This window comes from Symbioplanes lichenis (genome assembly GCF_030709675.1).
GTDB lineage: Bacteria > Actinomycetota > Actinomycetes > Mycobacteriales > Micromonosporaceae > Actinoplanes > Actinoplanes lichenis.
The window spans coordinates 65216-91056 of record NZ_JAUZQD010000011.1 but is presented as its reverse complement, the minus strand read 5'-3'; the positions used below and the strand labels follow the sequence as shown (position 1 = coordinate 91056).

The window sequence follows — 25841 nt, the reverse complement described above, 5'->3', positions numbered from 1 at the left end:
AAGCTAACCTTCGGATACGTACGGCTTCTTCTCCACTGGGGGCCGTACGTGCCGATCTACGCCTCGGACGAGCCGGAAGGAGGAGCCGATGAACGAGCACGAGACCGAGTCGCTGAGCGCTGCCATGACCGAGCTCGAGGACCAGTACCTCTGGGACGCCGACTCCTCCTACGCGGCCGCCACCCGGATCGAGGAGCAGGCCCGGCTGCTCGGCGACGAACGGCTCGCCACCCGGGCCCGGCTCACCCAGGCCAACATGCTGATGCGCAAGGGCGACGTCGCCGGGGCGGCCAAGCGGATCTGGGCCATCCACCGCTGGGCGGCCGCGCACGACGACCGGGTGCTCCAGGCGCGTACCCATCTGGTCTGGGCCAACATCCACCGGCACCTGGGCGACCCGGCCCAGTGCCTCGAGCACTCGGTGCTCGCCGTCGAGCTGCTCGACGACGCCGCGACGCCCTACATGCACGTCTGGCACCGCGCCAAGCTCGCCGACGCCCTCGGGCTGGCGGGCTCGATGGAGCCCGCCCGCGAGCGCTACGCCCAGGCCGAGCAGCTGGCGACCGACCTCGGCCAGATCCGGCTGCTGTTCGGCGTGCTGAACAACCACGCGTACACCGAATTCGCGTGCGGCGACAAGAAGCTCGCCCAGCAGGTCGCCGACAAGCTCCAGAAGACGGCCGCGGCCCACGGCATCGAGCTCGACCCGGCCGGCCTCGACACTATGGGCGCCATCGAGATCGAGAACGGCAACTACCTCGCCGCCGAGGAGCTGCTCCAGGAGGCGGTCCGGCGCCACCAGATCGGCGGGTACGAGGACGCCGACGCCCTCGCCGAGTACATGCTGACCCTGGCCCGGGCGCAGCGGCACCGGCAGGCCACCGACCGCGCCCAGGAGAGCCTCGACGCCTCGCGACAGCTGTGCGAGGAACGCGGACTGGGCGACGTCCTGGTCCGGGTGCACCAGGAGCAGGCCGAGCTGCACGCCGCCCGCGGTGAGTTCGCCGAGGCCTTCGCCGTCCACAAGATGTTCTTCGCCGCCCACTACGCCCTGCACTCGTCGCAGCGCGAGGCCCAGGCCCGCACCCGCCAGGCGATGTTCGAAACGACCGAGGCCCGCCGCGAGGCGGAACGCTTCCGCGAGCAGGCCCGCCGCGACCCCCTGACCGGCCTCCGCAACCGCCGCTACCTCGACGAGCGCCTCCCCGAGCTCATCGGCGCCGGCGACCTGACCGTGGCGATCGCCGACCTCGACCACTTCAAGCGCATCAACGACGAGTTGTCCCACGACGTCGGCGACCAGGTGCTGGTCGAGGCCGCGCGGCTCTTCGAGTCCGAGATCGCCGCGGTCGCCCCGGACGGCTTCGTCGCCCGCATGGGCGGCGAGGAGTTCCTGATCGCCCTCCCCGGCCTCGACCCGCTCACGGCCGTCGCCCACCTCGAGGCCCTGCGCCGCACGGTCGCCGGCCACGACTGGCGCGAACTGGCATGCGGCCTCCCGGTCACGATCAGCATCGGCGTGGCCGACCTCCGCGACGACCCCACGGGTACGCAACCCGCCCTCCTCGCCGCCGCCGACCGCAACCTCTACGTCGCCAAACACGCCGGCCGCGACCGCGTCATCGCCGACGTCCCCTACCGCGACGCCGCCTGACCTTTCCCGATGCCCGGGGCCGCCTCGACCCGCTCTCGCACATCGCAGCGTCAAACCGGGCCGTGATGGGTGGCAGGCCGCCGACGCGGGAAGGTCATCAATGACGGTGTGCGCGAACGCGGCGCCCATGAGCGAGTCGTTGCGAACGGTGCCGCCTGCAGTGCGGGCAGCGGTGCGGTGCCGGCTGCGGTCGCCTTGGGCCTGGCCGCGCAGCGCGACGCCACGACCTGACTCGTCCGTGATCAGCTCACCGTCCACTTCGGGCTTTCCTCACCATGCGCGACTCTGATGCCACGGCCGGCAGCCATGACGATCACGCATGATCCACGGGACGGGCGGCTTTCTCCGGCGGGCGACGCGACTGATATTGATCATGGTTGGCGGTTAGGCTGTCCCTTTCCCGACACAAGGTCACCATGACGGGGGCAGTCGCATGACGCAGGACAGGCCGATCGAGTCCGCGCCGGCCGGGGTCAATCCGGCGGTGCCGCACTCCGCCCGCATCTACGACTACTGGCTGGGTGGCAAGGACAACTTCGCCTCGGACCGGCAGGTCGGCGACGCCATGTTGAAGGCCATCCCGACCCTGCGCGCGATGGCCGCGGAGAACCGCAAGTTCGTGCACCGCGTGGCCCGCGAGCTGGTGACGACGGAAGGCATCCGGCAGTTCCTCGACGTCGGCACGGGCATCCCCACCCGGCCCAACCTGCACGAGATCGCGCAGCGCCTGGCCCCCGAGACCCGGGTCGTCTATGTCGACAACGATCCCGTCGTGCTGGTGCACGCCCGCGCCCTGATGGTCAGCAGCCCCGAGGGCCGCTCCGAGTACATCGCCGCCGACCTGCGCGACCCGCAATCCATCTTGTCCGATAAAGCCCTTCAGGACGCGCTCGACCTGACTCGTCCGGTGGGCCTCACTTTGATCGCCGTTCTGATGCTGCTCGCCGATGAGGACGACCCGTGGTCATTGGTCGCCCAGCTGCGCGACGCCATGCCGTCCGGCAGCCTGCTCGCGATCACCCACCCCACCGCCGACTTCAACCCGTCCGCGGTCGAGGAGGCGGTCGCGTCCGCCCGGAGCGCCGGCATGACGCTGGTGGCCCGGACCAAGGAGGCCGTCGCCCGGTTCTTCGGCGACTGGGAGCTCCTCGACCCGGGCCTGGTCCCGGTGCCGGCCTGGCGCCCGGACGCGCCGGTTCCCGAGCCCGAGGCCACGTACTACTGGGCCGGTGTCGCCCGGAAGCCCTGACGACTCACCACGAGTCCCAGTGGATCACCGTCTCCGGGTCGGGGCGCTTGGCGGGGCGGAAGTCGGTGCCCTTCGTGTAGGCGAGCGGTGTGAGGACCGCCTGGGCCACCGTCTCGTACGGGATGCCGAGGATCTCGGCCACCTCCTGCTCGCGAGCGCGGTGCATGGACGTCCAGGCCGTGCCGAGACCCCGGGCGCGCGCCGCGAGCATGAAGCTCCACATGCCCGGCAGGATGTTGCCGAGCCCGGCGACTGCGTAGTCCCTGTTCTCGCCGACGGTGCAGCCCAGCACGAGTACGGGCGCCTCGCCCATGTGCTCGCCCAGGTAATCGGCCGAAGCCGCGACCTTGGCCTGCACCTTGTCCCGTTGGGCGTCACCGGTCGGGCGGCCCGGATAGCCCGGTGATGCCTTGTAGCCGGCGTACACCTGCCGGTAGACCTCCCCGACGGCCCGGCGCTTGGCCTCGTCCTTGACGACGACGAACTGCATCGTGACCACGTTGGAGCCGGACGGGGCCTGCAGCGCCATCGCCACGCACTCGCGGATCAGGTCGTCCGGGACAGGCTGGTCGAAGTCGAGTCGCTTCCGGACGGCGCGGGTGGTCGAGAGCAGCTGGTCGGCATCAAGATCAAGTAGCGGCATTCCCGCATTGTCGCGCCTCGCGTGCGGGGGCGCTCAGCGAACGGCCACCGGGGACGGCCCCGGGGCGCCAGGTTCTTTCGCGCCGATGCGGAGCGAGGCGTCACCACTCACGCAGGTAACCGTGCGGCCCGAGCCGTTCAGGCGCCGCCAGGCGCCTGGCTCGGGCCGTGCGGTCCTCGGCGGGAGCAGCGATCAGAACCATGCAACCAGCTACGACATGAAGCTCTTGATCTTGAAGTTGGAGCTTCAAAGTCGGCCGGCCGAGCGATCCAGCACGGGGGAACCGGACCGCCCGGCCGGGGTCCGGGCAACGCGCCGGACGTCGGTGGTGCGGACGTCCGGCGCGCTCTCATCTGTGGCCCTCGCGGGCGTTGTGTCGACTTCGGCCTGGCACAAACGGCGCTCTCACCCTGACGACGTTGTCAGGTGCGCAGACGTGGCCTCCGGCGCGGCGGCATTTTCGGCAGGATCGCCGCGCGTACCAGAACCTCGCGGCGCGGGCCCGGCCGGCCGGTGCGCCGGTCGATCACCGTGCCCTCGACCTCGAGCCACGTGTCGCCGTCGTAGGGCACCGGGCGCTGCCACTCGATCCGGTGCAGGCGCAACGCGAGCGGGCCGACGCCCCAGCAGTAGTCGGTCTCGTCGAAGACGTGGACCGGCCAGCGCGCGACGTCGGCCTGCAGGCGGCCGCGGCGGATGACCGGCGCGGCGTCGGGGCGGAGGGTGCTGCGGTGATCGGCGCCGACGTGCACCAGGGCGGTGCGGCGGCGGTGGGCGCGGCAGAGGTGGTCATCGACCCGCATCGGAGTCACCACCCTCGGCGGTGAAGCGCCCCTTTCGGGTCAACGCGGGGCGAACCGCGCCGAAGCGGTGGGACACTGTGGACGCTCGGGTGCTCGCCGCCCACATGTCGTCGGCCTCGTCGTTGCGGTGGACCAGGGACGGATTGCTGCGGCGAGGCGCCTCCTCGAGTGGCTCCCAGGGCGCTGGGCCGGCGTTGGCGACCGACATGTGCACTTCCTCCCGCCGCACGATCGCGGCGGCAGCCTGCATCGAGGCCGAGCGCGATCGTTCCGTCACTTAAAGATGTCACCCTCCGTGATCCCCATTCGCTGGGGTACGTGCGTTATCATGCTCACAATCATGTGAGAACGCAAGGCCAAATGCACGTGCATCTGCACAGCAGGTAGCCGGCGTGACACACATCGCCGGTCCCCGGACCGGTCTGATCGTTAGGGAGTCGAGCAATGACGCGCATTTTCAACGGCATGCCCGCCGGGCAGCTGGAGGGCGTGGCCTGGAAGAAGAGTGGCCGGAGCAACCCCAGCGGCAACTGCGTCGAGACGGCCGCCCTGCCGGACGGCAGCATCGCCATGCGGAACTCCCGCGACCCGGAAGGGGCGGCGCTCATCTACACGCGCGCTGAGATCGAGGCGTTCCTCGGCGGGGTGCGAGACGGGGACTTCGACTACCTGGTCGGGTGACCCGCCGTCGCCCGGGGTGTCACCCGGACGAGTGCTTGACAGAGAGTGAATAGACAGCAAACCCCTCGGGAGCTGTCAGGCCAGCCGGCCGACCTCGTGCAGCAGCTTGCCGAGGATCTCGGGGGTGTTGTTCGGCGGTTCGGCGTCGATGCAGACGCGCTCCATGGCGATCGCGTACTGGTCGACGTCGTCCCGCTTGTCCAGATAGATCCCGCTGGTCAGCTGCTCGACATAGACCACGTCGGGCAGCTCCGGCTCCGGGAAGCGCAGGATCGCGAAGGGCCCGCCGGCGGCAGCGTGGCCGCCGGCGTTGAACGGGATGATCTGCAGCCGCACGTTGGGCTTCTTCGCGGCCTCGATCAGGGCCTCGATCTGCCCGCGCATGACCTCGTAGCCGCCGATCGGCCGGCGCAGCACCGCCTCGTCGATGACGGCCCACAGCTGCGGCGCCTCGACCCGGTCCAGCAGCTGCTGGCGCTGACGCCGCAGCTCGACCCGGCGGTCGATCTCGTCGGGCGTCGCGCCCGCGTGGCCGAGCATGATGACGGCCCGGGCATATTCCGGCGTCTGCAGCAGACCCAGCACGAACTGAATTTCATAGGTACGGATCAGCGTGGCCGCCGCCTCGAGCCCCAGGTAGGACTGGAACCACGTCGGCATCACGTCGCCGTAGTGGTGCCACCAGCCGGGGTTGTTCGCCTGACGGGCCAGCCCCAGGAGCGCCTCACGCTCGGCGGCGTCCTTCACCCCGTACATGGTCAGCAGGTCGGCGACGTCGCGCTCCTTGAAGCTGACCCGGCCGAGCTCCATGCGACTGATCTTCGAACCCGAGGCCCGGATCTCGTAGCCGGCGTCCTCCCGGCTGATCCCCTTGCTCTCGCGGAGTCTCCGCAGCTGCGCACCGAGCAGGATGCGAAGCACGGTAGGGCCGCTGTTCGGCGCCTCCTCCTGCGTACCCGTGCTCACCTGGCTCCTCGTCCGATACATCCCCTGCGAAGCTGCAAGTTGCAGATCCGTCGCCCAATGCATCCTAAGGGTGAGATCGTCCAGTGGAAAACCGAACGTTCGGACCACCCTGCATCCCGCGCACGAGCCGGATGCACGTGCATCCTGCCTTGCGAACGCACTTGATCCCGAGCATGATAGCTGACAGGCGGTCGTTCTTGCCCTGACGCAGAGTGTCGAAATCTCTGGCTGTCCCGGTGGTGACGTCGCCTCAGGGACCACACCCGGATGGATGCAGGAGGCTCTCGTGTCTACCCCCACCCTCGCCCCGCCGCAGCGTGATCCCGCGGAGGTCAAGCCCGCAGGCAGCTACCACCCCGCCGAGCGGGTCTGGGTCTATCGCGACGGCTGGCGCGCCGGCATCATCGAGGCCGCCTCCGCCATCGCCGTGACGGTCACCTACCGTCCGGGCACCCACATCGGCACGGGCGTCGACACGTTCACCGCGCAATATGTGACGGTGCGAGCGGACGAGGACCCCACCCTCGACCACCGCAACGAGAAAGGCCTCGCCATCCGCCGCCCCAAGCCCGGCGGCGACGGCGCATCGCTGCTCGGTGCCTTCGGATGATCGCCACGGTGGTCCTCACCACGACTCTCGGCCTCACCAGCCTGCTCGCCGGCGTCGCGCTCGGCTGGCACCTGCGCCGCACGTCCGAATAAGGCCGGCGCCGGCGGGTAATCCCGCAGTCATGACTTCACTCGACCCGACGATCGGCGGCCCCGAAGATCTCCCGCCGACGAGCAGCCGCCAGGCGTCCGACCGCGAGCGCGACCGCCAGTCCGCCGAGGAGGGCGGTCAGGACGCGGTCAACGCGACCGAGCAGGTCGACGACGACCGCGCCCACCACAAGGGCAAGCACCGCCGCTGAGGGCTACTTCCAGCGGTCGCCGGTCAGCCGCTCGTAGACCTCGACGTACCGGTTGCGGGTGGCCTCCACGACCTCCTCGGGCACCTCCGGCCCGGGCGCCGTCCGGTCCCAGTCCAGCCCGGCCGACCAGTCCCGCAGGAACTGCTTGTCCAGGTAGCGAGGCGCCGACCCGGGTGCCCACTCGTCGGCGGCCCAGAACCTCGCCGCGTCCGGCGTCAGCAGCTCGTCCCCGAGCTTCAGCTGCCCGTCCCGGAACCCGAGCTCAATCTTCAGGTCGGCCAGCAACAACCCACTCCGCGCCGCCACCTCGGCCCCCCGCCGGTAAACCTCCAGCGTGATCCGCCGCAACTCCGCCGCCACATCCGCCCCGACCCTCTGCTCGGCCTCGGCAAACGTGATGTTCTCGTCATGCCCTTCCCCGGGCGCGACCTTGGTCGACGGCGTGAAGATCGGCTCGGGCAACCGCGATGACTCCACCAGCCCGCCCGGCAGCTCAACCCCGCAGATCGACCCATCCTTCTCGTACGCCCGGAGCGCCGACCCGGCAAGATAACCCCGAGCAATACACTCCACCATCACCATCTCCAACGGCTCGCACCGAACCGCCCGCCCGGCCCACTCCGCCGGCACGTCGGTGCCCGAGATGATGTGATTGGGTGCCACGTCCGCCAGCTGCTCGAACCACCACAGCGACAGCTGCGTGAGAATCTTCCCCTTGTCCGGGATCGGCGTGGGCAGAATCACGTCATAGATCGAAATCCGGTCCGAAGCGACCAGCAGCAGGTCCTCCCCGTCCCGATAGACGTCCCGGACCTTCCCCGAGTGCACCAGCTCCACGTGATCCCCTTAGCCGCATCTCAGACCTGTGCAGGCCACGCTATCGAACCCCGAGCCGTGGGCCGAAACGGCGTGAAGCGTCACGATCGCGTAAGACCTGCGTCGATCGCTGTGTCTCGCCGTCGTTCGAGATCGCCGGCCGGCTAAGGTACTGACATGGCTGAGACGTTCCGGGTGGTCGACCTCTTCGCCGGATGCGGCGGGCTGACCTCCGGGTTCCATCGCACCGAGCGCTACAGGACCGTCGGGGCGGTTGAGCTGGACCTTGCCGCGGCGACCACCTATGCGGTGAATTTCGGCAAGGATCTCGTTCGCCCGGGGAGTATCTACGAATGGCAGCCGACCGGCGAGGCATTGCAGGCTGACGTCGTCGTGGGCGGCCCGCCTTGCCAGGGCTTCTCGAATCTCGGCGCCAAACGCTTGGACGACCCGCGCAACCTCCTCTGGCGGGAGTACGTCCGTGTTCTCCTGCAGATCAGGCCGAAAGCCTTCCTGATCGAGAATGTCGACCGCTTCAGCCGCAGCGACGAGTTCGCCGCGCTGCTCGCCGAGACGGAGCCCGGCGGTCGTCTCGATCAGTACCAGCTGCGGTGGCGGGTGGTGAACGCCGCCGACTACGGAGCGGCTCAGGTTCGCAAGCGCACGATCGTGATAGGCACCCATCGCGACTACGCCCCGATCGACATCCCTGACGGCCACGTCGCGAAGGCCGACTGGCGGACCGTCAGGCAGGCATTGAGAGGGCTGTCGTCCTTCGTACCGGACGCGCACCAGCTTCTGCCTCAGACGAGCGTGACGACGCACGGACCCAAGGTTCCCGGGGCGTTCAACGGCCTGACCCTTCATCTGACTCGGGACTACCAGGACATCTCGCAGAAGCGCTTCCGGGAGATCCCGGAGGGCGGCAACCGGTTCGATCTCCCGGACGAGCTGAAGAGTGACTGTTGGCGGAGGCACACTACCGGCTCGGGCGACGTCATGGGACGCCTCCGTTGGGACCAGCCGTCGGTCACGATTCGCACGGAGTTCTTCAAGCCCGAGAAGGGCCGCTACCTCCATCCGACCGAGCACCGGGCCATCACCCACCTCGAGGCCGCTCGGTTGCAGGGCTTCCATGACGACTTCAAGTGGTGCGGTTCCAAGGTTCAGATCGCGCGTCAGATCGGGAACGCGGTGCCCGTCGAGCTGGCCGAGGCGATGGGCAAGCACATCGCGCTGGGCCTGGACGCCCGGGGCTGACAGGCACGACGGAGGCGGCGGCCGAGCTGCCGGTCCTCTGCGACCGTCAGGACGGCTCCACCCCTCGGGCACGTACGGCAACGGCGACCCGCTCAGCGGCCTCCGCCGGGTCCTCGTGCTCCCAGACCCGCACCACCTGCCAGCCGCGTTCGACCAGATGCTCGTTCGTCGCGATGTCCCGCGCCTGGTTCTTCGCGAGTTTTTCCGCCCACCACGTCGAATTCGACGCCGGTCTCGTGGCGTGCTGAGGGCAGACGTGCCAGAAGCACCCGTCGACGAACACGGCGACTCGCGCTCGGGTGAAGGCGACATCCATCGTGCGCCTCGGCATGTCGGGCACCGGGTGGGTGACCCGGAACCTGAGCCCCTTGGCATGAAGCAGTCGGCGGATCGCCACCTCGGGATCGGTGTCGCGGCGCCGTTGCCGGCTCATCCGCCCCGACACCGTGATCGAACTCGGAACGGGACCCGATGTCGCAGGCATGCACCCACCCTACCCACGAGCAAACGGTCAAAGCCTCGCGTGCCGGCCGACCCTCTCCCCCTCGGGCATCGGCGTACTCCCGTCCCGGGTGCGACCGTGCCGTACTTCGAGGATCGTCCGGGAGACCTCAGGCCGGAGGAGCGACTCCGGCATCCCGAAGAGGTCCTGGAAAGCGCCCCGACGCATGAGGTATTTGAGCACGTCCTGCAGAGCCTCGGTCTCACCCGTGTCGGGCCAGTTCTTGGGCCATTCCTTGGCCAGGGCACGGATCAGTTCGGGCGATCCCCCGATCGATCTACGGCGAGCGAGGATCTGGTCGAAGTTGCGTTCCGGGAAGACGTCGAGCAAGTGGTAGGGATCGTCGGGTCGGGTCTCCTCGTGCAGCAGCTCGGCGCGCCACCAGAGACGCCCGAACACGTGGCGAGTGATGTCCGTGGCCAGCACACGGTCGCCGGGTAGCCGAGGGAATCGCCACACGGAGACGTCGGGCAGCAGAACCAGCGCCAGGAATGCCCATATCGGTCTGACCGAAGCCTCGGCCGGGACGAGATCCATGTCGGTGTGCAACGTACGGGCGAGAGCGGTGTCGAACTCGTGCACCGATCGCCCCAACGGCTCATGGGGAAAGCCCTTCTTCTCCGCGAGGTCGACGATCAACTCCCGGAGACGAGCGAGTCGTTCGGCGGTGACCCGCGTCCCGCCGGTAGGCGCGAAGTACTGCGCCAGATGGGTCGAGTCGGTGTCCTTGACGAGTTCGGCCGGGCTGCGGTCCTTGATCTCGGCGTAGCGTTCGTTCGCCGCGCTCGCGGGCAGACGCGGGTAGAGAGTGCTCATCGTTCCTCCGCCAAGAACTCGGTCGCTGCCTGCGTCATCGCGGCGAACAGCGGCGGGTCGGCGCTCCGGATCCGTCGGATCTCCAGCAGATCGTCCTCGAGATGGTCGGGCAGGTACGTTCTCACCAATCCCTGCAGGACCGAGCCGAGTGTGTCCTTCCCGTAGTCCTCGGCCATGGAGAACTCCTCTTCCCCAAGGGCGCGTTCGAGCATCGTACGGACGATGTCCGATCGCAACGCCGACAGCACTGCTCGGTCGACATCGTTCGGCGAGGCGGCCTTGGCCACGGCGTCGGCGATCCTCCGGTGTTCCTGGTTCACCAGCAGTTGGATGGCACCGAGGGCGGATGCCGTCAGATCGGCACCCAGTTCCAGGAACCAGGCCGCCCGGTGGGGCAGGCTCGAGCCCGAGAACGGGATCAACGCGATCGGGAACAAGGGCGCGTCCCCCTGCAGCCGGATGTCAAGGACGTCGTTCCACAGACTGCTACCGGCCAGGTGGGCCACGGCGGGTCTTCGCTCACCCGCGGCAGCAAGAACGATCATCGTCTCGACGTGGACGACACCGCCCAACCGCTCACCGGCGATGTCGAAGTCGACGTCGTACTCGTGCACATCGTCGCGCAGCGGCACCCAGGCGACGGCACCGCGCAGCAAGGACGGCGTCGCGTGCCACCGGACGCTGATCGCCAACGGATGACCGACCACCAGTCCCGTGGCGGCTCGGCATGCGACCGCATCGATCGTCATCCGCCGGCGCAGGCGCAACCTCGTCTGATAGTCCCAGTCGGGAAGACTGGCGGGCGCTTCACGCTCATCATCCGATCCGGGATTCAGAATCCAGTTCGACGCGGTGACGATCCCGCCCGCCGCGCGCCGGTACGGCCAGGCGCGAACTGCCTTACCTGCCATTGCCTGCCGTCCCCCCGTTCCGGACGGTCACGACGCTGATTTGGGTGATCGTTTCCGCCACGGGCCTCACCACGAGCGCGAGCCGTTGACCGGCGGTGGCATCGTCCAAGGTGAGCTGATCACCTTCCTGCTCGTCGGGCCCTGTACGCCAGCCGACCACCATCGGTTGGGCCGATCCCTCCGGAGGATCCAACTCGCGACTCCCGTCGGCGACAGTGATCGAGACCTCGCCACGGGCCACGAGACGACCACTTCCGACGACCACGGCGTCCTGGACGAGAAGCAGGCCGATCTCCGAGTTCTCGAAATAGGGCTCGCCGTCCAGGCGTACGGAGGCGCGTCCTCCTCGTGCACCCGGACCGGGCCTGTCCGAGGTCGACGACGAGCCGCCATCGCCGGCGACGCCGTTGTCGAATCCCTCGTCGCTCGGCCCGTTCCCACCGACTCCCCCGCTGCCCGCCGTCGGCAATGTGGGCAGTGCTGTGGCTGCTCCGGAACCGGTCGCCGCCGCGACCAACGATCCGAGGAAGTTGCTCACAGCTCCCAACGGAGCGCGGGCGCCCTCGACCTTCACCTCGGCGGGCTTGGCGAACTCCGCCAGGCGTTCCTTGATGCGGACGAAAGTGGTGCGGATGTATGTCCGCTCAGCGCCCTCCAGCTGCGCGAAGACCCAGTCGTCATGAGTGGGAGGCTCGGCGGCCGCATAGGTCCTGTCCATCTCGTCGAAGGCACGGAACACACCCGCGTACGCGAGATTGGCGCTGATCGGTTCGGGACCGGCGTGGTACTTGACGACAAGCTCGGGCGTACGGAGCAGACATACATGATGTGGCGCCGCCGTGATGCCGAGATCCTGCGCGGCGGCGGGCGGCTCGTAGGGTGGGATGAGCTGTCGTTCGAGGGCCATCCGCCCGAGCGCCTTCTTGGGGTTGCCGCACATCAGGGTGTGAACGCCCTCGTCGGACTCGAGGCGTCGGTACGCCGCTACGAAAGTTCGCAGTCCTCGAGTCTTCTCGGGTACGGGCACGGGGACCCGTAAGCCTCTGTTCCAGACCTGTGGGACCAGTCGCTCCGGACCGCGCTTCTCCAGCATGATCGGCCAAAGGTTCCAGGCGACGGCGTCAGCGAGGTACTGAGCGGTGTCCTCGTCCGATTCGTCGCCGAAGTCGGGCTCGATGATGACGACGTCCGTTCCGGTCTCGCCCTCGGCGAAGGGGCGCAGTCCGAGTGCGTCGGCCGTCGCGGTCGCCTCCTCCCCGGTCAAGGGTTCCACATGTTCCGATTCGACACGGCCCCACCAGTGTCGACCGGTGAACGGCTTCTTCTCGCCCTGGCTGTCGGCGAGCTCCATCGACTCGCCGAGGCAGATCCCGATGAGGCGGCCCTCGGGCCCCTCGGCCGTCATGGTCCGACTGTGCACGACGATCGTCCCGGCCCGGGACATCTGATAGAGGATGCCCTTGCCGTAGCCGTAGGTTCCGCCGCCGTGCTTGGTGTCCGGCGGGTCGCCGACGTTGAGCACGAAGGAGACCCAGTCCCGCGGTTCGTCGCCTCTCGCGGTGTCAGCCCGTGTCGGTCCGCCCAATCCCTTGGTGCCCCGGTCACTGATCGTCAGCGTGCGTACGTACGTCGAGTGCCCTTCCCGACCCCGCAATATCTGCCGCAGAGGGAAGCGGGCGTCGTGCGGCGCACCTTCCAGCAACAAGGTCCGCCATGCGTTGGCGTTCTGCGGCGGTACCACGGAGAGAGCGAGGGTGAACGAGACCGGTTGGCCGCCGACCCGCGCATCCCAGCTGTTCTGGGCGGATTCGCGGACGAGGATCGCCGGCCACGGGATCGGCGGTTTCCCGAGGGTCCGCTTGATGCCCTCCGCACTGATCGAGCCGGCCGGTGGGAACGGCTGGGAGTACCAACGAGGTCGCGTCATCTTTTCGCCATCGCACTCATGAAAACTCGGACTTCATCCTGCTGCATAGGAGGTGGGGCCTGGTCCAGATCCACGGTGTACCGGACCTGGGAAAGGCCCCCGGGGACACCGTCGGCGAAGGAACCGGGCACGATCCGGGGGAACCCATCGGTGACTTCGTAATGGGCCGTCTCGACCGCGGAGAACCGAAGGCCGGCGTACCGGTCACGATCGGCGGTGAGGTAGCCCGCGCGCGCCAGTAGCTGCCACAACTCACGAGGGCGATCGATGCGCCCGGCCGTCATGTCGACCAGCTCCGGCACCGAGCGTCCGCCCGTGTCGGCGGTGCTCAGTCTCATCCACCTGATCAGCAGGCCGCCCGACGGGGCGACGAGCTGATCGATCCCGTGGATGCGGATCGACCTGCCCTCGCTCGACGCTGTCGCCTTGATCTCCGCTGCGTGATCGTTGGCGATGAAGTCCTGCGCCGCCCGGAGCGGACCTCGCCAGGCTGTCAGCAAGCTCGCGTCCAGGTCCAACAACTCGTTGAGGAAGACGAGTTCACCGAAGAGTCCGGCGAGTTCCTCCGTGCTCAATTGCGGCCCACCGCGGAACAGCTCCCGCCAGGCGTCCAACACCTGCGACACGGCGACCTGAGCTGTGCGGTCGTTCACGGCGAGTACAGCGATGAGATCGGCACACAGAGCTGTGAAGACATCGGCAAGATCGTCCCTGAGCAGTACCAGATTCGCGTACGTCCTTGCCTCGTCGCCTGCTTGCAGAGTCAGCTGCAGCAGGTGAACGGCCGCCGAACGGGTGTCCGCGCGAACGTCCTCGCCGGCCGGGACCGGCACAAGAAGGTGGCGGCGGTCGTCAGGGCCGACAGCGCAGAGCACCGACTCGTCACCAACCTGGACCGGCAGTGCCGACGTCAACCAGCCCGACCCTCGTGAGGCCGCCTGCAGAGCTGCCCAGTGGTCGTTGACGACGGCCCGCAGATCGCTCATGCCGCGTCGTCCTCGAGATCCTCCCGGAGGACCTCCGGGTTCTCCTCCTCCCAGTACTCCCCGGAGGTTCCGGGGACGCGGGACAGATCCGCGGAGACGTAGTCGAACTCGACCTGGCTGTCCACGGAGAGAGGCTTTGGGAAGACGAGGGCCACGCCCATCACCACCTCGAACGGGGCGTTCAAGGGCTCCCGTTTGGTGCGGGGGCTCTCGGAGACCGGATCGATCGGATAGAGCAGAAGCAGTCCGTGATTCGGACGCTGCTCAGCGCGCAGCTTGTCGACCTCCGAGCGACGGGTCACGTCTACGTCGCTCGGCACCCGCAGGTTGATCGCCGCGTCGCGAGGACCGGACAGTGTCTTGATGTCCGCCAGCGGATCAGCGGCCTCGTTGATCCGGCTGCGGCGGTTCAGGCCGATCTGTGTGCCGTCCGGCAGCTTCCAGGTGGCGGCGCCGGCGCTGGAGTTCCCGATCACCGCGATATCCCATTCACGTAGTGCGTCCGCGGCGACTCGCTTCTCGATGTATCTGGTCAGCAGATGGGGTCGGGCTTCCTCGGATCGCTCGTGGAACTTGTACTCGCCGATGAACCTGAGGACGTCCCGGTAGGAGACGTCCCTCCACATCCATCGGTCGGTCGTGCTGCCGGCTTCGGACCGCCCGTGCCGCTTCGCCGCCTCGAGCAGGGTCTCCGCCGCCTCGAGATTCCGGCGCAACCAGTCCACCGCGTCGTCACCCGTCGGGAAGTACCGGCTCTCCACGAGGTCGCCGCCGTACGCGGCGTGGGCTGTGACCGCAGCTTTCATCCGCGCCGGCGCTGTCACCATCATCTTGGGGTGGGTCCGGATGCGCACGGCGAAGGTCAGCGGGTTCTTGTCCTCCACCAGATAGCGGTCGATGTCCTTGCGGATCTCGGCCTCGACCACGGCGAGGTGGCGGAACCATCCGGTGAGCTCCTCGGTCATCCAGATGCGAGGGAGATCCGCATAGCCCGCCCTGTGGCCGAACCAGCGGCCCATCTGGAGCAGAGTGTCGTACGCCGAGGACGCCCGGACGAAGTAGCTCGTGACGAGACCTTCCAGGGTCAAGCCGCGGCTCAGGGTGTTCCCGCCCACCGCGATGGCCACCACCGGCCCCGACTCGTAATCGAGTCTGTCGCGGCTCCGATAATTGTCGACCACGACCCGGCTCTCCGCGAGCACGTCGGGCAGATGCCTCAGCAGCTCGTCGAACGGCACCGTCGTCTCGTCGAAGTCCGCAGCCGGGACACGTCCGGTCTCGTCGATCCAGCAACGTTCGATTTCGTCGTAGAGGTCGTAGTCGTCGTTACGCACGCCGTCCAGGACCTCCGACCGGAGATCCTCGATCGGGATTCGGAAGTCCTCGTGAATGCCGGTCTGCAGGGTGGTGTGGACCAGCATCGTCGAGTGCGGAACGCCCGTGCCACGCACTCTTCTGGCGGCCGTCGCCAGCCAGAAATACAGAAGAGCCTGCCGCAATGACGGCGCCATCTCCGGTACGAAATCCGCCACGGCGGCCTTGTTGATCGGTCGAACCAGTTCGATGTCGTCCTCCGGCACCTTGCGGATCATGTCCTGCCCGGCCGGGACGTCGTTCGGGTCCTCCCCGTCCAAAGGGTCACGGCCGAACAGCAGCTCCGGACCCTGATATCCCTTCGGAGCCTTGAGGCTGACGACGAAGTCCCGCGGATAGAAGTCGTCCTTCTCCGCCGGATCGATGAGCAGGTTGGCGAACGGCGTGGCCGTGTAGCCGACGTAGTCGACCTTGGGGAACGATCGGAGCAGCTCGCCGAGCAGCGGGTTGATCACCTTGCCGCCGACAGTGGCTTGATCCGCTTCGTCGTCGATGACCAGCGTCGGACAGTCCCGCAGATAGTCCTTGGCCGACGCCAGCCACTTGTTGAGCTTCTCCAGCACTCTCGCGTTCTTCTTCACCACGAGAAGGACCTGCTGGTTCTTGGCGGCGAAGTAGGCGGCAGCGTTTCCCTTCGGTTGGAAGTCCGAGTCCACGGTCGTCACCTCGTGCCACTGTGCCGGGTTGAGCTGCACCAGTTCTCGGGCGAGCCGGGCCTGGGTCTGCCGGCGCAAGCCGTTGTGGATGCCGGAGAGCACGATGAAGAGGCGGTACCCACGGTCCGCGGCCTTGGCCATCACGGCGGTGAAGTTGGCGGTCTTGCCGGACTGGACGTAACCGAGGACCAGACCCATGCTGCGGTACTCGTTGCTTCGAGGATGATCCAGCAGACCGACCACCTTGGTCGACTCGTCATCCAGACTCGCGACCGCGGCCTCGCTCCACGGGCGAGGACCGCTCTTCAGCTTGGCCACCAGCGCCGGCCAGAACCTGTCATCGTGTCGAGGCCCGGTGTACCAGGTCAGACGGCCGGACTTGTAGACGACGTTGGGCTCGCGCATCTCCCGGATCTTGATGACCTCGACCTCGTGCCGCTGCCGGATCATCTCGATGATGTCGTCGGGCACTCGCAACGAGCGGAGCTTCTGCACCGCCTTCTCGGGGGTGCTGCGGTCCGCGATCGACTGGAACGCCTCATACTGCTCATCGAGATCCTCGTCCTCCATACGGCCCATGGTCGCAGCCGAACCGTGCGAGGTGACGCAAATTCGTACGACCTAACGGTGGATCGTGCGCGCTTCTCGGTGGAGGACACCGCGACAGAACGCCGGCGAAAGCGGACGAAGATGCGATTGGCAGCACGTCAGAGGTCAATCGGGTCGCGGGCCTCAACGGGCTCCGGCCGGCCCGCGGGGGCGGGCCGGCCGGATTTCGGGCTTGCCGGTTCTGAAGGGTGAAACGGCGGGCCCGTCTCGCCGGCCGGAGGGCTGCTGGTGCGAGCAGCCTGGGGATGACTCCGGCCGGGTGCGTTGGCGGGGCTGGTCAGGCGTTCATGATGGTGAGCATCTGCTGGATCTGGTCGGTGCGGCTTTCCTTGACCCGCTCGGCGAACGCCTTGGTCTCAGGATTGGCGCCGCCCGACTTCTCCATCGCCGCCATTTCGACCGCGTTGTGCTGGTGGGCGACGAAGAGGTTCAGGAAGGCCGTCTCGAAGGCGGCGCCCTTGGAGGAGCGGAGGGCTTCGATTTCCTCCGGGCCGGTGGCGGGGAGGCCGCCGTGGTCGGCGTGGGCGCTGGGGGCGTGGTCCACGGTGGTGGGCTGGTGCCAGTCGGTGAGCCAGCCCTTCATCATGGTGACCTCGTCGGACTGGGTGGCGTCCACGGCTTGGGCCAGCGTCTTGATGTCGTCGCGCGTCGAGTTCTTCTCGGCGAGGCGGACCATTTCGAGGCCTTGTTCGTGGTGGGCCACCATCATCTGGAGGTACATGACGTCGGTGTCGTTGTGGGCGCCCTCGGCACTGACGGCCGCCTTCACCGAGGACTCCGAGGTGGCGGGGGCGGTGCCACAGGCCGCCAGGGAGAAGAGCGCCACGGCCCCTACGAGGAGGCGCTTCACCGGGGGAGCCAGAGGGCGAGGGTGTAGATCGACGGCTCCCAGCTGCGCAGCGACGAGTGGCCCTGGCGGCACTCGTACTTCTTGCCCTCATAAGTCACGATGTCGCCGGTCTTGTAGGCCACGCCCGGCGCCCAATCGGTCCCAGAAGCGGCGGGAGCCGTGGTGGTGGGAGCCGTGGTGGTGGGAGCGGGAGAAGAGGGGGCCGCGGAAGAGGGAGCAGGGGAAGAAGGAGCCGCGGAAGGGGAGGAAGAGGAGGGCGGAGAAGACGGCGCAGGCGCGGTGGACGAACCGCCGCCGATGTTGAGGTCGACGCAGCTGTAGAAGGCGTTCGCCGTGTCGCCGATGTTCCACACCGCGAGCACCGTCTGCCGCCCCGGGAAGGCGGACAGGTCGACGTTGTGCGTCACCACGGCATCCGGCTGGGCGTTGCCGCCGTCGACCGTGGCGACCTTCTTGCCTCCGACGAAGTACTCCCAGTTGGAGGTGCGGTGGCGGGCCGTCATCACCCAGGTGAAGGTGACGTTCTTGCCGACCGACTTGGCGGGCCAGTTCTTGCTCTCGTCGGAGAGCACCGAGAACTGCGACAGGCCGCCGTCACAGGACTTCAGGCCCTTGGGGCCCTCGACGCTCTGCGGCTCGAACTGGATCTGGCCGCAGCCGGCGACGGCTCCGGAGGCGCAGTTCGCCTGGCGGCTCGGCGGGCCGGACACGTACCCGTGGGCCAGGGCCGGGGAGGAGACCGCGAGCGTGGATCCGATCGCTCCGAGTGCTGCCAGCGGATAGCCGATCGACCTGCGCATTGTGTGCTCCTCCCAAGAACCGGTGACGGGAGAAACGTAGGAGCGCCGACCATAAAGGATCCTTAACGGCTCCGGAAAGACTTATAAAGTACGGCCGCGACGCCGGCGCCCCGGTGCGGACGGGACAGGAACGGGGTCGGCCGGCGGGGTGAGAACCATGCCGATCCGCGCGCCGCCCAGCGGGCCCCGGCCGATCTCCATCTGTCCGCCGGCGGCAGACGCCACCCTTCGTACGATGTCCAGGCCGAGACCGGTCGACCCAGCCCCGCTGACACCGCGTTGCACCGCCGACTCGGGATCCGCGATGCCCGGCCCCGCGTCGTCCACGAGCAGTCCCGCCGGCGACACGGTGACCCGGAACGCCACTCCCTCGGGCGTGTGCGCGAAGACGTTTCCGAGCAGAGAATCGACGGCCAGGATCAATTCGCTGCGCGGCACGGGTACGGGAACCGGCACGTGACCGCCCACGACCTCCCACGGCCGCTGCTGGTCCTCGGCGAGGGCCGACCAGAAGGCGAGTCGGTCGGCGAGCACCTCGACCAGGTCGGACTCCTCGCTGCCCCGGGCTTCCACGCCGAGCCGGGCGCCCGCGATGATGGCTTCGAGCTCCTCGTCGAGCATGTCGCACGCCTGTCGCATGCGTTCGGCGATCGGGCCGGGCGGCATGGAGTCGGCGTCGAGTCGCAATGCGGTCAACGGTGTCCGCAAACGGTGCGACAGGTCGGCCGCCAATTCCCGTTCGTTGTCGAGCAACCGGCGCAGATCGGTGGCCATGGAATTGAACGCCAGGGCCGCGTCGCGCAGTTCGACGGGACCGGACGGCTGGATGCGTACCGTCAGATCGCCGCCGCCCAGACGCCGGCTGGAGCCCGCCAGTTCGCGTGTGGCGCGCACTATTTTGCTGCCGAGCCGGTCCGCCATCAGCACCGAACCGGCCACCAGAACGACGGCGAGCGCCCCGAGGGCGAGCCACGCCGCCCACACGCCGCGCCGCATCTCGTCGTCGGGGACGTACACCTCGATGACCGCGGAGCGACCGTCGCTGAGCACGCTGGGCTGCAGATAGGCCAGCCCACCGGGGGCGTCGGCCACGACCGCGCGCCGGTACTGCGCGGCCTGGTCGACCTCGGTGCCGCCGACATGGCTGGTGCCGACGGGGTCGATTCCCGGCAGATGTACTGCCAGCCGCCCCGCGCCACCGGCCACCGTGCTGGCCACGGCGTTGTTGAGCAGTTGCGGGTCGACGTCGACGGCGAGCGCCGCCACGATCGCCGCCGCCTGTTGCCGGGCGTCGCTCATCGCCCGGTCGTGAGCGATCTTGCCGGTCGCGTAGATCAACGGCACCAGGAACGCCAGGGCCACCATCGACGTGATGGCCAGCGCGAGCCGGTTGAGCTGCCACCTCACCGCGGTTCGACCATCATCACGCCGACACCGCGTACCGTGTGCAGAAATCGCGGCGCCGCCGCCGTCTCGCCGAGCTTGCGCCGCAGCCAGCTGATGTGCACGTCGATCGTCTGCTCCTCCCCGATCCGGGTCTGGTTCCAGACCTCGGTCAGCAGCTCGCGCCGGCTGACCACCTGGCCGACCCGCTCGGCGAGATAGGTGAGCACGTCGAACTCGCGCCGCGTCAGCTGCAGCGCCTGCCCGCCGAGCGCGGCCCGCCGCTGCCGGGGATTGATCTCCAGGGGGCCCACGGTGATGACGCTGGGCGCGGTCTCGACCGCAATGCGACTGCGCCGGAGTACGGCCGCGATCCGCGCCAAAATGTGCCCCGCCGAGAACGGTTTGGTCACATAGTCGTCGGCGCCGTCGCTCAACAGCTGGATGATGTCCGCCTCGGACCGCCGCGCGGTGGCCACGATCACGGGCACCGCCGACACGGAGCGCAACATCCGCAACGCGTCCGTCCCGTCGATGTCGGGCAGCCCAAGATCGAGGATCACCAGGTCGGGGCGGTCCTCCGTACAGATCTTGAGCGCCTCGCCCGCCTGCCCGACCGGGCGCACGACATGCCCGGCGTCGGACAGCGCCCGGGTCAGCGCGGCCGTGATGTTGCGATCGTCCTCGACGAGCAGGATCAACGCCATGGCGACCACCATAGGGGTTGCGGTAAGAAAGACCCCGTGCGATCTCGGAGCTGGGTGCCCCTGCTGGGCTGGTGCGCCGCCACACTGACCAGCATCGGGCTGGCCGCGGTGGCCATGCTGCCCGTGCTCCGGACGGCCTCCCCCGACGACGGCACCCTGGTCTCCGTCGACCAGCTCCGCGAGACCGGTGACCTCGTCCCCACCCCCGGCCCGACGACGGCCGCCCCCACCGCGTCACCCCCGCCGGCGAGCGCTTCGCAGTCCCGGTCGCCCCACAAGAGCCGTACGCCCAGCAGCCGCACCAAAAGCTCGAAGCCGCCCGCCGCCACGACCCCACCGACCCCATCGCCTTCGAAGAGCGAAAAGCCGACGACAAGTACGGAAGACGGCTGGACCGTAACCACGGAAAGTGACGGCGCCCGCACCTACGTCCGCTCCTTCACCGTCGAAGGCGGCCGCACAGTCATCCAAGCCGCCGACGGCGTGATCAAACTCGTCACCGCCACCCCGGCCGACGGCTGGTCGGTCGCCCGCGTCCAAGACACGCCGGACAACCTCGCGGTCTACTTCAACGAGGTCAACCACAGCTTCATCGTGCACGTGGTCTGGCAGGCCGGAAAGCCGGTCGCCCAGGTCAGCGAGGTCGGCACCTGACTCACCAGGTCCGCGCCCAGTCGGGCGGCGGCACGACAGCCAGCTCCGGCGCGCCCGCGATGGGCTCCATGGCGTGCAAAATCGTCAGGTCGTCGCTGTCAGGATCGGTCATGACCCGTCCGTACGAACCGTCGGCCGTCACCAGGAACCAATAGTCGGGGGCCGGTCCGCCCTCGTCCATCAACGCCCGGGTGCGGGCCGCCCGGCAAAGGGCCCGGGCCAGCTCGAGCGGGCTGACCTTGACCAACTGGCCGAGCTGACCGCTGCCGCTGAGCTCCTGACCGAAAGGCCCCTCCCGCGGAGTGATGAGGGCGATCGGGTCGGGGCCGGGATGGTCGTTGAGCGCTTCGTAGGGACCCACGTAAACGAGCGACGGCGGCACCTCGTAGAGGTCGTGCAGCGCCTGCCGCAACGATTCCCCCGGTGTCTCGCTGGCGAAATAGATCCCGTATGTCATGGCTCACCCCGATAGCTCTTGTGATGCCGGAAGACTTCGAGGGCCATTGTCACCTCCGAGTCGCCGACGTTGGGGTCGCGACGCAACGCTTCCCGGGCGGCACTCACGTTGCCATCTGCGCCGATCAACTGCTGAAGCGCCCTGTATTCATAGCGGTTGAGGTTTACCAGCCCGGGACCGGAGACCGGGAAGACGGTTCCGCTGGACTCCACCTTGTACGAGCGACCGTTGACTTCGTAGGTGTTGCTCTCCGGTTGCCAGGTGGCGCGACCAGTCGAGATGTCCGCCAGGTCACCGGACACGTCTGTGCCCGGCAGCACGATGGTGTTCTTGTCCTTCGGCGGATGCTTCGGCCGGATGCTGTTGAGGTTGTGCCTCGGGTGCGGCGGCTTGAGGGGAATCTTGGCCGCCGGGCCGGCCACTGGCGTGACGTCGCCGCTTTCCGGATCGGCCGAGGCGGCGTCGGGAGTGCGACCGCGGACTACCACGCGCCAGGCCTCGCTCTCGGCCTCGGCCATGGTGCGTGGTGTACCGGCAGATCCGGGCCTCGGGCGCCGTGTGGATGATGGCCCGTCGCCCTCGCCGGGGCGGGACGGCCCGTGCGGGTAGGGAGATCTGGCCATGCCTGACCGCCGTCTCTCTGCTCGGGGCGCCGGCGCACGGTGCTTGACGCCTGTGACGTGGGCCACCTAGGGTCGAGCGTAGCAGACAGTGAAACATTTCAATGTATCGCTGGAGATGCAGATGATTCTTCGTGCGGCGGGCGTCGGCGTTCTTGTTTCCGTGTTGCTGGCCGGTCCGGCGGCGGCTCAGGCTTCTGGTGGCCGGCATGCGCCGCTTGCGCCCGGCGGGCTGACGGTCGGGGACAGGGTGGATCCGCTCGGCGTGGAGGGGACGCCGCTTTTCGGGTGGTTACCTCGGGATGTTGATCGGGGCGAGCGGCAGACGGCGTACCAGATCAGGGTTTTGCGCGGTGGGGCCTTGGTTTGGGACAGCGGGAAAGTTCGGTCGGCGAACACGGCGTTCGAGCCCTATGGCGGCCCCGCGCTGGCGAGCGGCAGCAGTTTCCGGTGGGAGGTGCGGACGTGGGATCGCACCGGACGGATTTCCCCCTGGGCCGGCGCGAAGTTCGACACCGGACTGGCGGCGGCGGATTGGCAGGCCGGCTGGATTCGGCGGACGACGGCGGAGAAGGACGATTACACGCTGGCGCGGAAAGATTTCAGGGTTGCGGGCGGCGTCGTCCGGGCGCGGCTCTATGTGAGTGCTTCGCAGCAGTATCGGGCGTACCTGAATGGGAAGCTGGTCGATCGCGGCCCGGCTTTCGCCTATCCGGGGGAAGGCTATTACCAGGTCACCGATGTCACGAAGAGCGTCGGGCCCGGCGCGCAGGCGTTGGGCGTTTTTTATCACTGGTACGGCCCCGGGCAGGGCCGCCCGGCCGGTGAGCCCGGGCTCGTGGCCCGCTTGGTGATCGATCACGCGAACGGCGATCGGGAGGTGGTGACCTCCGACGGCACGTGGCGGACGACACAGGCGCCGTGGCTCGCGGCCGCCTATCGCAACGGGGACGGCCGGGACTACGTCGAGAATGTCGACGGGCGGCTCGCCGGTGCGCTGGAGGGCTGGTCGGTGGCGGGATTCGACGACTCGGGCTGGGCGGCGGCCCAGGTCGCCGACGCGGTTCCTGTGCTCCGGGCGCAGCAGACCCGGCTCAGCCACGATGTCGTACGACCGGTGAGCATCACCACCTTGCCCTCCGGCGCGGTCGTGGCCGACTTCGGCACGGTGATCCCGGCGTCGCCGCGCGTCCGGTTCCGGTCGGGGACCGCCGGCCAGCTGGTGACCATGGTGGCGGGCTATCTGCTCAATCCCGACGGGACGGTCTCCAACTCGCCGCAGGACAACCAGTCGACCGATTTGTCGTACTCCTATGTTCAGCGCGACGGCGACCAGACCTTCGATGCCTTCACGTACGAGGGATTCCGGTATCTGCAACTCAGCGCCCCCGGTGACATCGCCGCCGTGGTGCAGCACACCGATGTCGATCCCGCGCGGGCCGCGACCTTCGACAGCAGCGACGCCACGGTCGATGCGGTGGTCGAGTTGATGCAGCGATCGGCCTTGTACTCGTCACAGGAACAGTTCCTGGACACGCCGACCCGGGAGAAGGGCCAGTTCCTCGCCGACTCCGTGAACATCTCGCGGGCGCTCATGGGCGGCTCCGGCGACCGGGCGTTCACCGCCAAGGCGATCCGCGAATTCCTCGCCTCGCAGCAACGTTATTGGCCGGACGGCCGGCTCAACGCCGTCTATCCCAATGGGGACGGCAAGCGTGACATCCCGGACTTCACCGAGATGTTCCCGTCGTGGGTCGAGGACTATTACGTCGCGTCCGGGGATCGCGCGCTGCTCGCCGAGGCCTATCCGGCGGTGGCCGCGATCGCCGATTACGTCCGCCGCTATCGCGATCCGGCGACGGGTCTGGTCACCAATCTGGCCGGGGGCAGCGGCGCCTATCTGTACGGGATCATCGACTGGCCCAACCGGTACGGCTACGACACCGCCACCGCCGCCCGCACGACCGTGAACATTCTCGCCGTCGACGTGTTGCGCAGCGCCGCCCGGCAGGCCGAGGAGCTGGGCCTCGACCCGGGCTCCTACCGCGCCGACGCCGCCGCGCTGGCCACGGCGATCAACACCCGTTTGCGGCGTACGGACGGCATCTACCTCGACGGCCTCGGCAGCACCCATGCTTCGCAGATCGCCAATGCGTACGCGCTGGCGTACGGGCTGACGTCCGACAAATCCGTCGCCGACCACGTCGTGTCGCTGGGGCTGCAGATGGGCCCCATGACGGCGGACATGCTACTCCGGGCCCTGCATCGAGCCGGCCGCAACGATCAGGTGGTCGCCCGGCTCACCGACGAGTCGCTGGGCTGGGCGAACATCCTGGCGCGCGGCGGGACCTTCACGTGGGAGTCGTGGGAGGCCCCGGAGCGCGGCGAAAGCATGTCGCACGGGTGGGGTGCGGCGGCGCTGACCGAGGTGCAGCGGGATCTGCTCGGCGTCACCGTGACGGGACCTGCCGCCCGTACGCTGACAATCGCCCCGCCCCGCGGCACGGACCTGACGCACGCGGCCGGCTCGGTGTGGACGCAGGCCGGCCGGGTCACGGTGCGCTGGGGCGCGTACGGCCTGGTCGTCGATCTGCCTGTCAACACGACAGCCGAGGTCCATGTGCCCGCCACGCGCCGGCCGCTCGCCTCGGGGGCGGTGCGCTTCCTCGGCCTCCGGGACGGTGCCGCGGTCTACGAAGTGGGATCCGGGCGGAGCAGCTTCCGCATCCGATGACGGTGACATAGGTCATGACCAATCGGGCAAGCACCGGCGGTGACAACCTCTCAGGAGCGCGACGAAGCCCGGGGGCAGCCCTCCACGAATTACACCGGTGACAGGGTCCATGACGATCTGGCTCACACGCTGAGCGACGTCGCTCGTACGCTGCAGGACGAGGGCAGTCTCGAGGAAACGCTGGACGCCATCGTGACCGTCGCCGCGCAGACTGTGCCCGGCGCCGAGCACGCCGGGCTGACCGTGGTGCGCCGGCGCCGGGAGGTGAGCACGGAAGCCGCCACGGACGAGCTCGTCCACGAGGTGGACCGAGCCCAGTACGAGACGGGCCAGGGACCGTGCCTGACCTCGACCTACGAGCGGCGCACCGTGCGATTGACCGACATGGCCGCCGAGGACCGCTGGCCGGACTTCTCCCGGCGTGCCCTCGACCTCGGCGTCCGCAGCATGCTGTCCATTCAGATGTACGTACGGCAGGACGACATGGGCGCCCTGAACCTCTACTCGGCCCGGGCCGACAACTTCGGCGACGAGTCGGAGGACGTGGGCCTGCTCCTCGCCGCGCACGCCGCGATCGCCATGGCCGGCGCCCGCCGCGAGCACGACTTGACGCTCGCCCTGTCGACCCGCGACGCCATCGGCCAGGCCAAGGGCATCCTCATGGAACGCCATAAGATCACCGGCGACCAGGCCTTCCACCTGCTGGTCCGGGCCAGCCAGCACGCCAACGTCAAGCTGGCCGACATCGCCCGCTACCTCGTCGACACCGGCGACCTCACCCGCTGACCGGCCGGAAGTTCATCGACAGGCGCCTTTACGAGCCCGGGGTCGCCATGCCACCCTGGGCCGGGCGCAGTTGATCGACCACAATG

Annotated in this window: 26 protein-coding genes; 9 read left to right on the top strand and 17 right to left on the bottom strand. The window is 68.5% G+C overall.

Annotation, left to right across the window (positions count from 1 at the left end; genetic code table 11):
• The first annotated feature begins 88 nt into the window (after nt 1-88).
• Together RAN62_RS25930 and RAN62_RS25925 are read left to right on the top strand one after the other, a co-directional pair.
• Nucleotides 89-1654, top strand: coding sequence for a tetratricopeptide repeat-containing diguanylate cyclase (locus RAN62_RS25930; protein WP_305787374.1), 1566 nt, complete (start codon nt 89-91; stop codon nt 1652-1654).
• A 433-nt stretch (nt 1655-2087) separates the two neighbouring features.
• The gene (locus RAN62_RS25925) at nt 2088-2903 is read left to right on the top strand and encodes an SAM-dependent methyltransferase (protein WP_305787373.1); all 816 of its coding nucleotides are present in this window, start codon (nt 2088-2090) and stop codon (nt 2901-2903) included.
• Nucleotides 2904-2907: 4 nt separating this feature from the next.
• On the opposite strand, the gene RAN62_RS25920 is transcribed toward RAN62_RS25925, so the two are convergent.
• The 3 genes from RAN62_RS25920 to RAN62_RS25910 form a co-directional block, all read right to left on the bottom strand.
• Nucleotides 2908-3546, bottom strand: coding sequence for a nitroreductase family protein (locus RAN62_RS25920; RefSeq protein ID WP_305787372.1), 639 nt, complete (start codon nt 3544-3546; stop codon nt 2908-2910).
• A 422-nt stretch (nt 3547-3968) separates the two neighbouring features.
• Nucleotides 3969-4349, bottom strand: a complete 381-nt coding sequence (locus RAN62_RS25915; protein ID WP_305787371.1) for a hypothetical protein — start codon at nt 4347-4349, stop codon at nt 3969-3971.
• A complete protein-coding gene (locus tag RAN62_RS25910) occupies nt 4336-4626 on the bottom strand; it encodes a hypothetical protein (RefSeq protein ID WP_305787370.1) in 291 nt (96 codons plus the stop codon). Before RAN62_RS25910 ends, RAN62_RS25915 begins: the two co-directional genes overlap by 14 nt.
• Nucleotides 4627-4793: 167 nt before the next feature.
• Here RAN62_RS25910 and RAN62_RS25905 point away from each other — a divergent pair, with 167 nt between their 5' ends.
• Nucleotides 4794-5030 (top strand): DUF397 domain-containing protein, encoded by a 237-nt coding sequence (locus RAN62_RS25905; RefSeq protein ID WP_305787369.1) that lies wholly within the window; start codon nt 4794-4796, stop codon nt 5028-5030.
• A gap of 75 nt (nt 5031-5105) precedes the next feature.
• Here RAN62_RS25905 and RAN62_RS25900 read toward each other — a convergent pair whose 3' ends face one another.
• Nucleotides 5106-6017, bottom strand: coding sequence for a Sco1979 family transcriptional regulator (locus tag RAN62_RS25900; protein ID WP_305787368.1), 912 nt, complete (start codon nt 6015-6017; stop codon nt 5106-5108).
• A 265-nt stretch (nt 6018-6282) separates the two neighbouring features.
• Between RAN62_RS25900 and RAN62_RS25895 the strand changes: the two genes are divergently transcribed.
• Nucleotides 6283-6606, top strand: a complete 324-nt coding sequence (locus tag RAN62_RS25895) for a hypothetical protein (RefSeq protein ID WP_305787367.1) — start codon at nt 6283-6285, stop codon at nt 6604-6606.
• Nucleotides 6607-6727: 121 nt separating this feature from the next.
• Nucleotides 6728-6907, top strand: coding sequence for a hypothetical protein (locus tag RAN62_RS25890; protein ID WP_305787366.1), 180 nt, complete (start codon nt 6728-6730; stop codon nt 6905-6907).
• A 3-nt stretch (nt 6908-6910) separates the two neighbouring features.
• Here RAN62_RS25890 and RAN62_RS25885 read toward each other — a convergent pair whose 3' ends face one another.
• Nucleotides 6911-7744, bottom strand: a complete 834-nt coding sequence (locus RAN62_RS25885; protein WP_305787365.1) for a phosphoribosylaminoimidazolesuccinocarboxamide synthase — start codon at nt 7742-7744, stop codon at nt 6911-6913.
• A gap of 156 nt (nt 7745-7900) precedes the next feature.
• On the opposite strand from RAN62_RS25885, the gene RAN62_RS25880 reads away from it, so the two are divergent.
• The gene (locus RAN62_RS25880; protein WP_305787364.1) at nt 7901-8983 is read left to right on the top strand and encodes a DNA cytosine methyltransferase; all 1083 of its coding nucleotides are present in this window, start codon (nt 7901-7903) and stop codon (nt 8981-8983) included.
• Between the two features lie 46 nt (nt 8984-9029).
• Here the strand turns inward: RAN62_RS25880 and RAN62_RS25875 are convergent, their stop codons facing one another.
• From RAN62_RS25875 to RAN62_RS25830, 10 genes are all read right to left on the bottom strand, one after another.
• A complete protein-coding gene (locus RAN62_RS25875; protein ID WP_305787363.1) occupies nt 9030-9467 on the bottom strand; it encodes a very short patch repair endonuclease in 438 nt (145 codons plus the stop codon).
• 27 nt (nt 9468-9494) lie between these two features.
• A complete protein-coding gene (locus tag RAN62_RS25870) occupies nt 9495-10301 on the bottom strand; it encodes a DUF6339 family protein (RefSeq protein WP_305787362.1) in 807 nt (268 codons plus the stop codon).
• The gene (locus tag RAN62_RS25865) at nt 10298-11212 is read right to left on the bottom strand and encodes a hypothetical protein (protein ID WP_305787361.1); all 915 of its coding nucleotides are present in this window, start codon (nt 11210-11212) and stop codon (nt 10298-10300) included. Before RAN62_RS25865 ends, RAN62_RS25870 begins: the two co-directional genes overlap by 4 nt.
• The gene (locus RAN62_RS25860) at nt 11202-13139 is read right to left on the bottom strand and encodes a hypothetical protein (RefSeq protein WP_305787360.1); all 1938 of its coding nucleotides are present in this window, start codon (nt 13137-13139) and stop codon (nt 11202-11204) included. Before RAN62_RS25860 ends, RAN62_RS25865 begins: the two co-directional genes overlap by 11 nt.
• Complete coding sequence (locus RAN62_RS25855; protein ID WP_305787359.1) at nt 13136-14125, bottom strand: PD-(D/E)XK motif protein; 990 nt, start codon at nt 14123-14125, stop codon at nt 13136-13138. Before RAN62_RS25855 ends, RAN62_RS25860 begins: the two co-directional genes overlap by 4 nt.
• Nucleotides 14122-16725 (bottom strand): Z1 domain-containing protein, encoded by a 2604-nt coding sequence (locus tag RAN62_RS25850; RefSeq protein ID WP_305787358.1) that lies wholly within the window; start codon nt 16723-16725, stop codon nt 14122-14124. Before RAN62_RS25850 ends, RAN62_RS25855 begins: the two co-directional genes overlap by 4 nt.
• Nucleotides 16726-17041: 316 nt before the next feature.
• Complete coding sequence (locus RAN62_RS25845; RefSeq protein WP_305787580.1) at nt 17042-17575, bottom strand: DUF305 domain-containing protein; 534 nt, start codon at nt 17573-17575, stop codon at nt 17042-17044.
• A gap of 35 nt (nt 17576-17610) precedes the next feature.
• Nucleotides 17611-18414, bottom strand: a complete 804-nt coding sequence (locus RAN62_RS25840) for a lytic polysaccharide monooxygenase (RefSeq protein ID WP_305787357.1) — start codon at nt 18412-18414, stop codon at nt 17611-17613.
• 81 nt (nt 18415-18495) lie between these two features.
• Nucleotides 18496-19821, bottom strand: a complete 1326-nt coding sequence (locus RAN62_RS25835) for a sensor histidine kinase (RefSeq protein WP_305787356.1) — start codon at nt 19819-19821, stop codon at nt 18496-18498.
• Nucleotides 19818-20504, bottom strand: a complete 687-nt coding sequence (locus RAN62_RS25830; protein ID WP_305787355.1) for a response regulator transcription factor — start codon at nt 20502-20504, stop codon at nt 19818-19820. The genes RAN62_RS25835 and RAN62_RS25830 overlap by 4 nt, the downstream gene beginning before the upstream one ends.
• A gap of 36 nt (nt 20505-20540) precedes the next feature.
• On the opposite strand from RAN62_RS25830, the gene RAN62_RS25825 reads away from it, so the two are divergent.
• Complete coding sequence (locus RAN62_RS25825) at nt 20541-21158, top strand: DNA mismatch repair protein MutL (protein ID WP_305787354.1); 618 nt, start codon at nt 20541-20543, stop codon at nt 21156-21158.
• 1 nt (nt 21159) lies between these two features.
• Here the strand turns inward: RAN62_RS25825 and RAN62_RS25820 are convergent, their stop codons facing one another.
• Nucleotides 21160-21615, bottom strand: coding sequence for a hypothetical protein (locus RAN62_RS25820; RefSeq protein WP_305787353.1), 456 nt, complete (start codon nt 21613-21615; stop codon nt 21160-21162).
• Nucleotides 21612-22133 carry a hypothetical protein gene (locus RAN62_RS25815; RefSeq protein WP_305787352.1) on the bottom strand — a complete coding sequence of 174 codons (522 nt, stop codon included), beginning with the start codon at nt 22131-22133 and terminating at the stop codon, nt 21612-21614. Before RAN62_RS25815 ends, RAN62_RS25820 begins: the two co-directional genes overlap by 4 nt.
• Before the next feature lie 220 nt (nt 22134-22353).
• Between RAN62_RS25815 and RAN62_RS25810 the strand changes: the two genes are divergently transcribed.
• Both RAN62_RS25810 and RAN62_RS25805 read left to right on the top strand, forming a co-directional pair.
• Nucleotides 22354-24969 (top strand): family 78 glycoside hydrolase catalytic domain, encoded by a 2616-nt coding sequence (locus tag RAN62_RS25810; protein WP_498371882.1) that lies wholly within the window; start codon nt 22354-22356, stop codon nt 24967-24969.
• 39 nt (nt 24970-25008) lie between these two features.
• A complete protein-coding gene (locus RAN62_RS25805; RefSeq protein WP_305787350.1) occupies nt 25009-25755 on the top strand; it encodes a GAF and ANTAR domain-containing protein in 747 nt (248 codons plus the stop codon).
• Nucleotides 25756-25841: the final 86 nt, after the last annotated feature.

Coding starts and splice junctions, on each gene's coding strand:
- RAN62_RS25820 (WP_305787353.1), bottom strand. CDS start 21,615: ATGACATACGGGATCTATTTCGCCAGCGAGACACCGGGGGAATCGTTG.
- RAN62_RS25905 (WP_305787369.1), top strand. CDS start 4,794: ATGACGCGCATTTTCAACGGCATGCCCGCCGGGCAGCTGGAGGGCGTG.
- RAN62_RS25815 (WP_305787352.1), bottom strand. CDS start 22,133: ATGGCCGAGGCCGAGAGCGAGGCCTGGCGCGTGGTAGTCCGCGGTCGC.
- RAN62_RS25870 (WP_305787362.1), bottom strand. CDS start 10,301: ATGAGCACTCTCTACCCGCGTCTGCCCGCGAGCGCGGCGAACGAACGC.
- RAN62_RS25880 (WP_305787364.1), top strand. CDS start 7,901: ATGGCTGAGACGTTCCGGGTGGTCGACCTCTTCGCCGGATGCGGCGGG.
- RAN62_RS25850 (WP_305787358.1), bottom strand. CDS start 16,725: ATGGAGGACGAGGATCTCGATGAGCAGTATGAGGCGTTCCAGTCGATC.
- RAN62_RS25875 (WP_305787363.1), bottom strand. CDS start 9,467: ATGCCTGCGACATCGGGTCCCGTTCCGAGTTCGATCACGGTGTCGGGG.
- RAN62_RS25900 (WP_305787368.1), bottom strand. CDS start 6,017: ATGTATCGGACGAGGAGCCAGGTGAGCACGGGTACGCAGGAGGAGGCG.
- RAN62_RS25855 (WP_305787359.1), bottom strand. CDS start 14,125: ATGAGCGATCTGCGGGCCGTCGTCAACGACCACTGGGCAGCTCTGCAG.
- RAN62_RS25890 (WP_305787366.1), top strand. CDS start 6,728: ATGACTTCACTCGACCCGACGATCGGCGGCCCCGAAGATCTCCCGCCG.
- RAN62_RS25920 (WP_305787372.1), bottom strand. CDS start 3,546: ATGCCGCTACTTGATCTTGATGCCGACCAGCTGCTCTCGACCACCCGC.
- RAN62_RS25925 (WP_305787373.1), top strand. CDS start 2,088: ATGACGCAGGACAGGCCGATCGAGTCCGCGCCGGCCGGGGTCAATCCG.
- RAN62_RS25830 (WP_305787355.1), bottom strand. CDS start 20,504: ATGGCGTTGATCCTGCTCGTCGAGGACGATCGCAACATCACGGCCGCG.
- RAN62_RS25930 (WP_305787374.1), top strand. CDS start 89: ATGAACGAGCACGAGACCGAGTCGCTGAGCGCTGCCATGACCGAGCTC.
- RAN62_RS25865 (WP_305787361.1), bottom strand. CDS start 11,212: ATGGCAGGTAAGGCAGTTCGCGCCTGGCCGTACCGGCGCGCGGCGGGC.
- RAN62_RS25860 (WP_305787360.1), bottom strand. CDS start 13,139: ATGACGCGACCTCGTTGGTACTCCCAGCCGTTCCCACCGGCCGGCTCG.
- RAN62_RS25915 (WP_305787371.1), bottom strand. CDS start 4,349: ATGCGGGTCGATGACCACCTCTGCCGCGCCCACCGCCGCCGCACCGCC.
- RAN62_RS25810 (WP_498371882.1), top strand. CDS start 22,354: ATGCAGATGATTCTTCGTGCGGCGGGCGTCGGCGTTCTTGTTTCCGTG.
- RAN62_RS25840 (WP_305787357.1), bottom strand. CDS start 18,414: ATGCGCAGGTCGATCGGCTATCCGCTGGCAGCACTCGGAGCGATCGGA.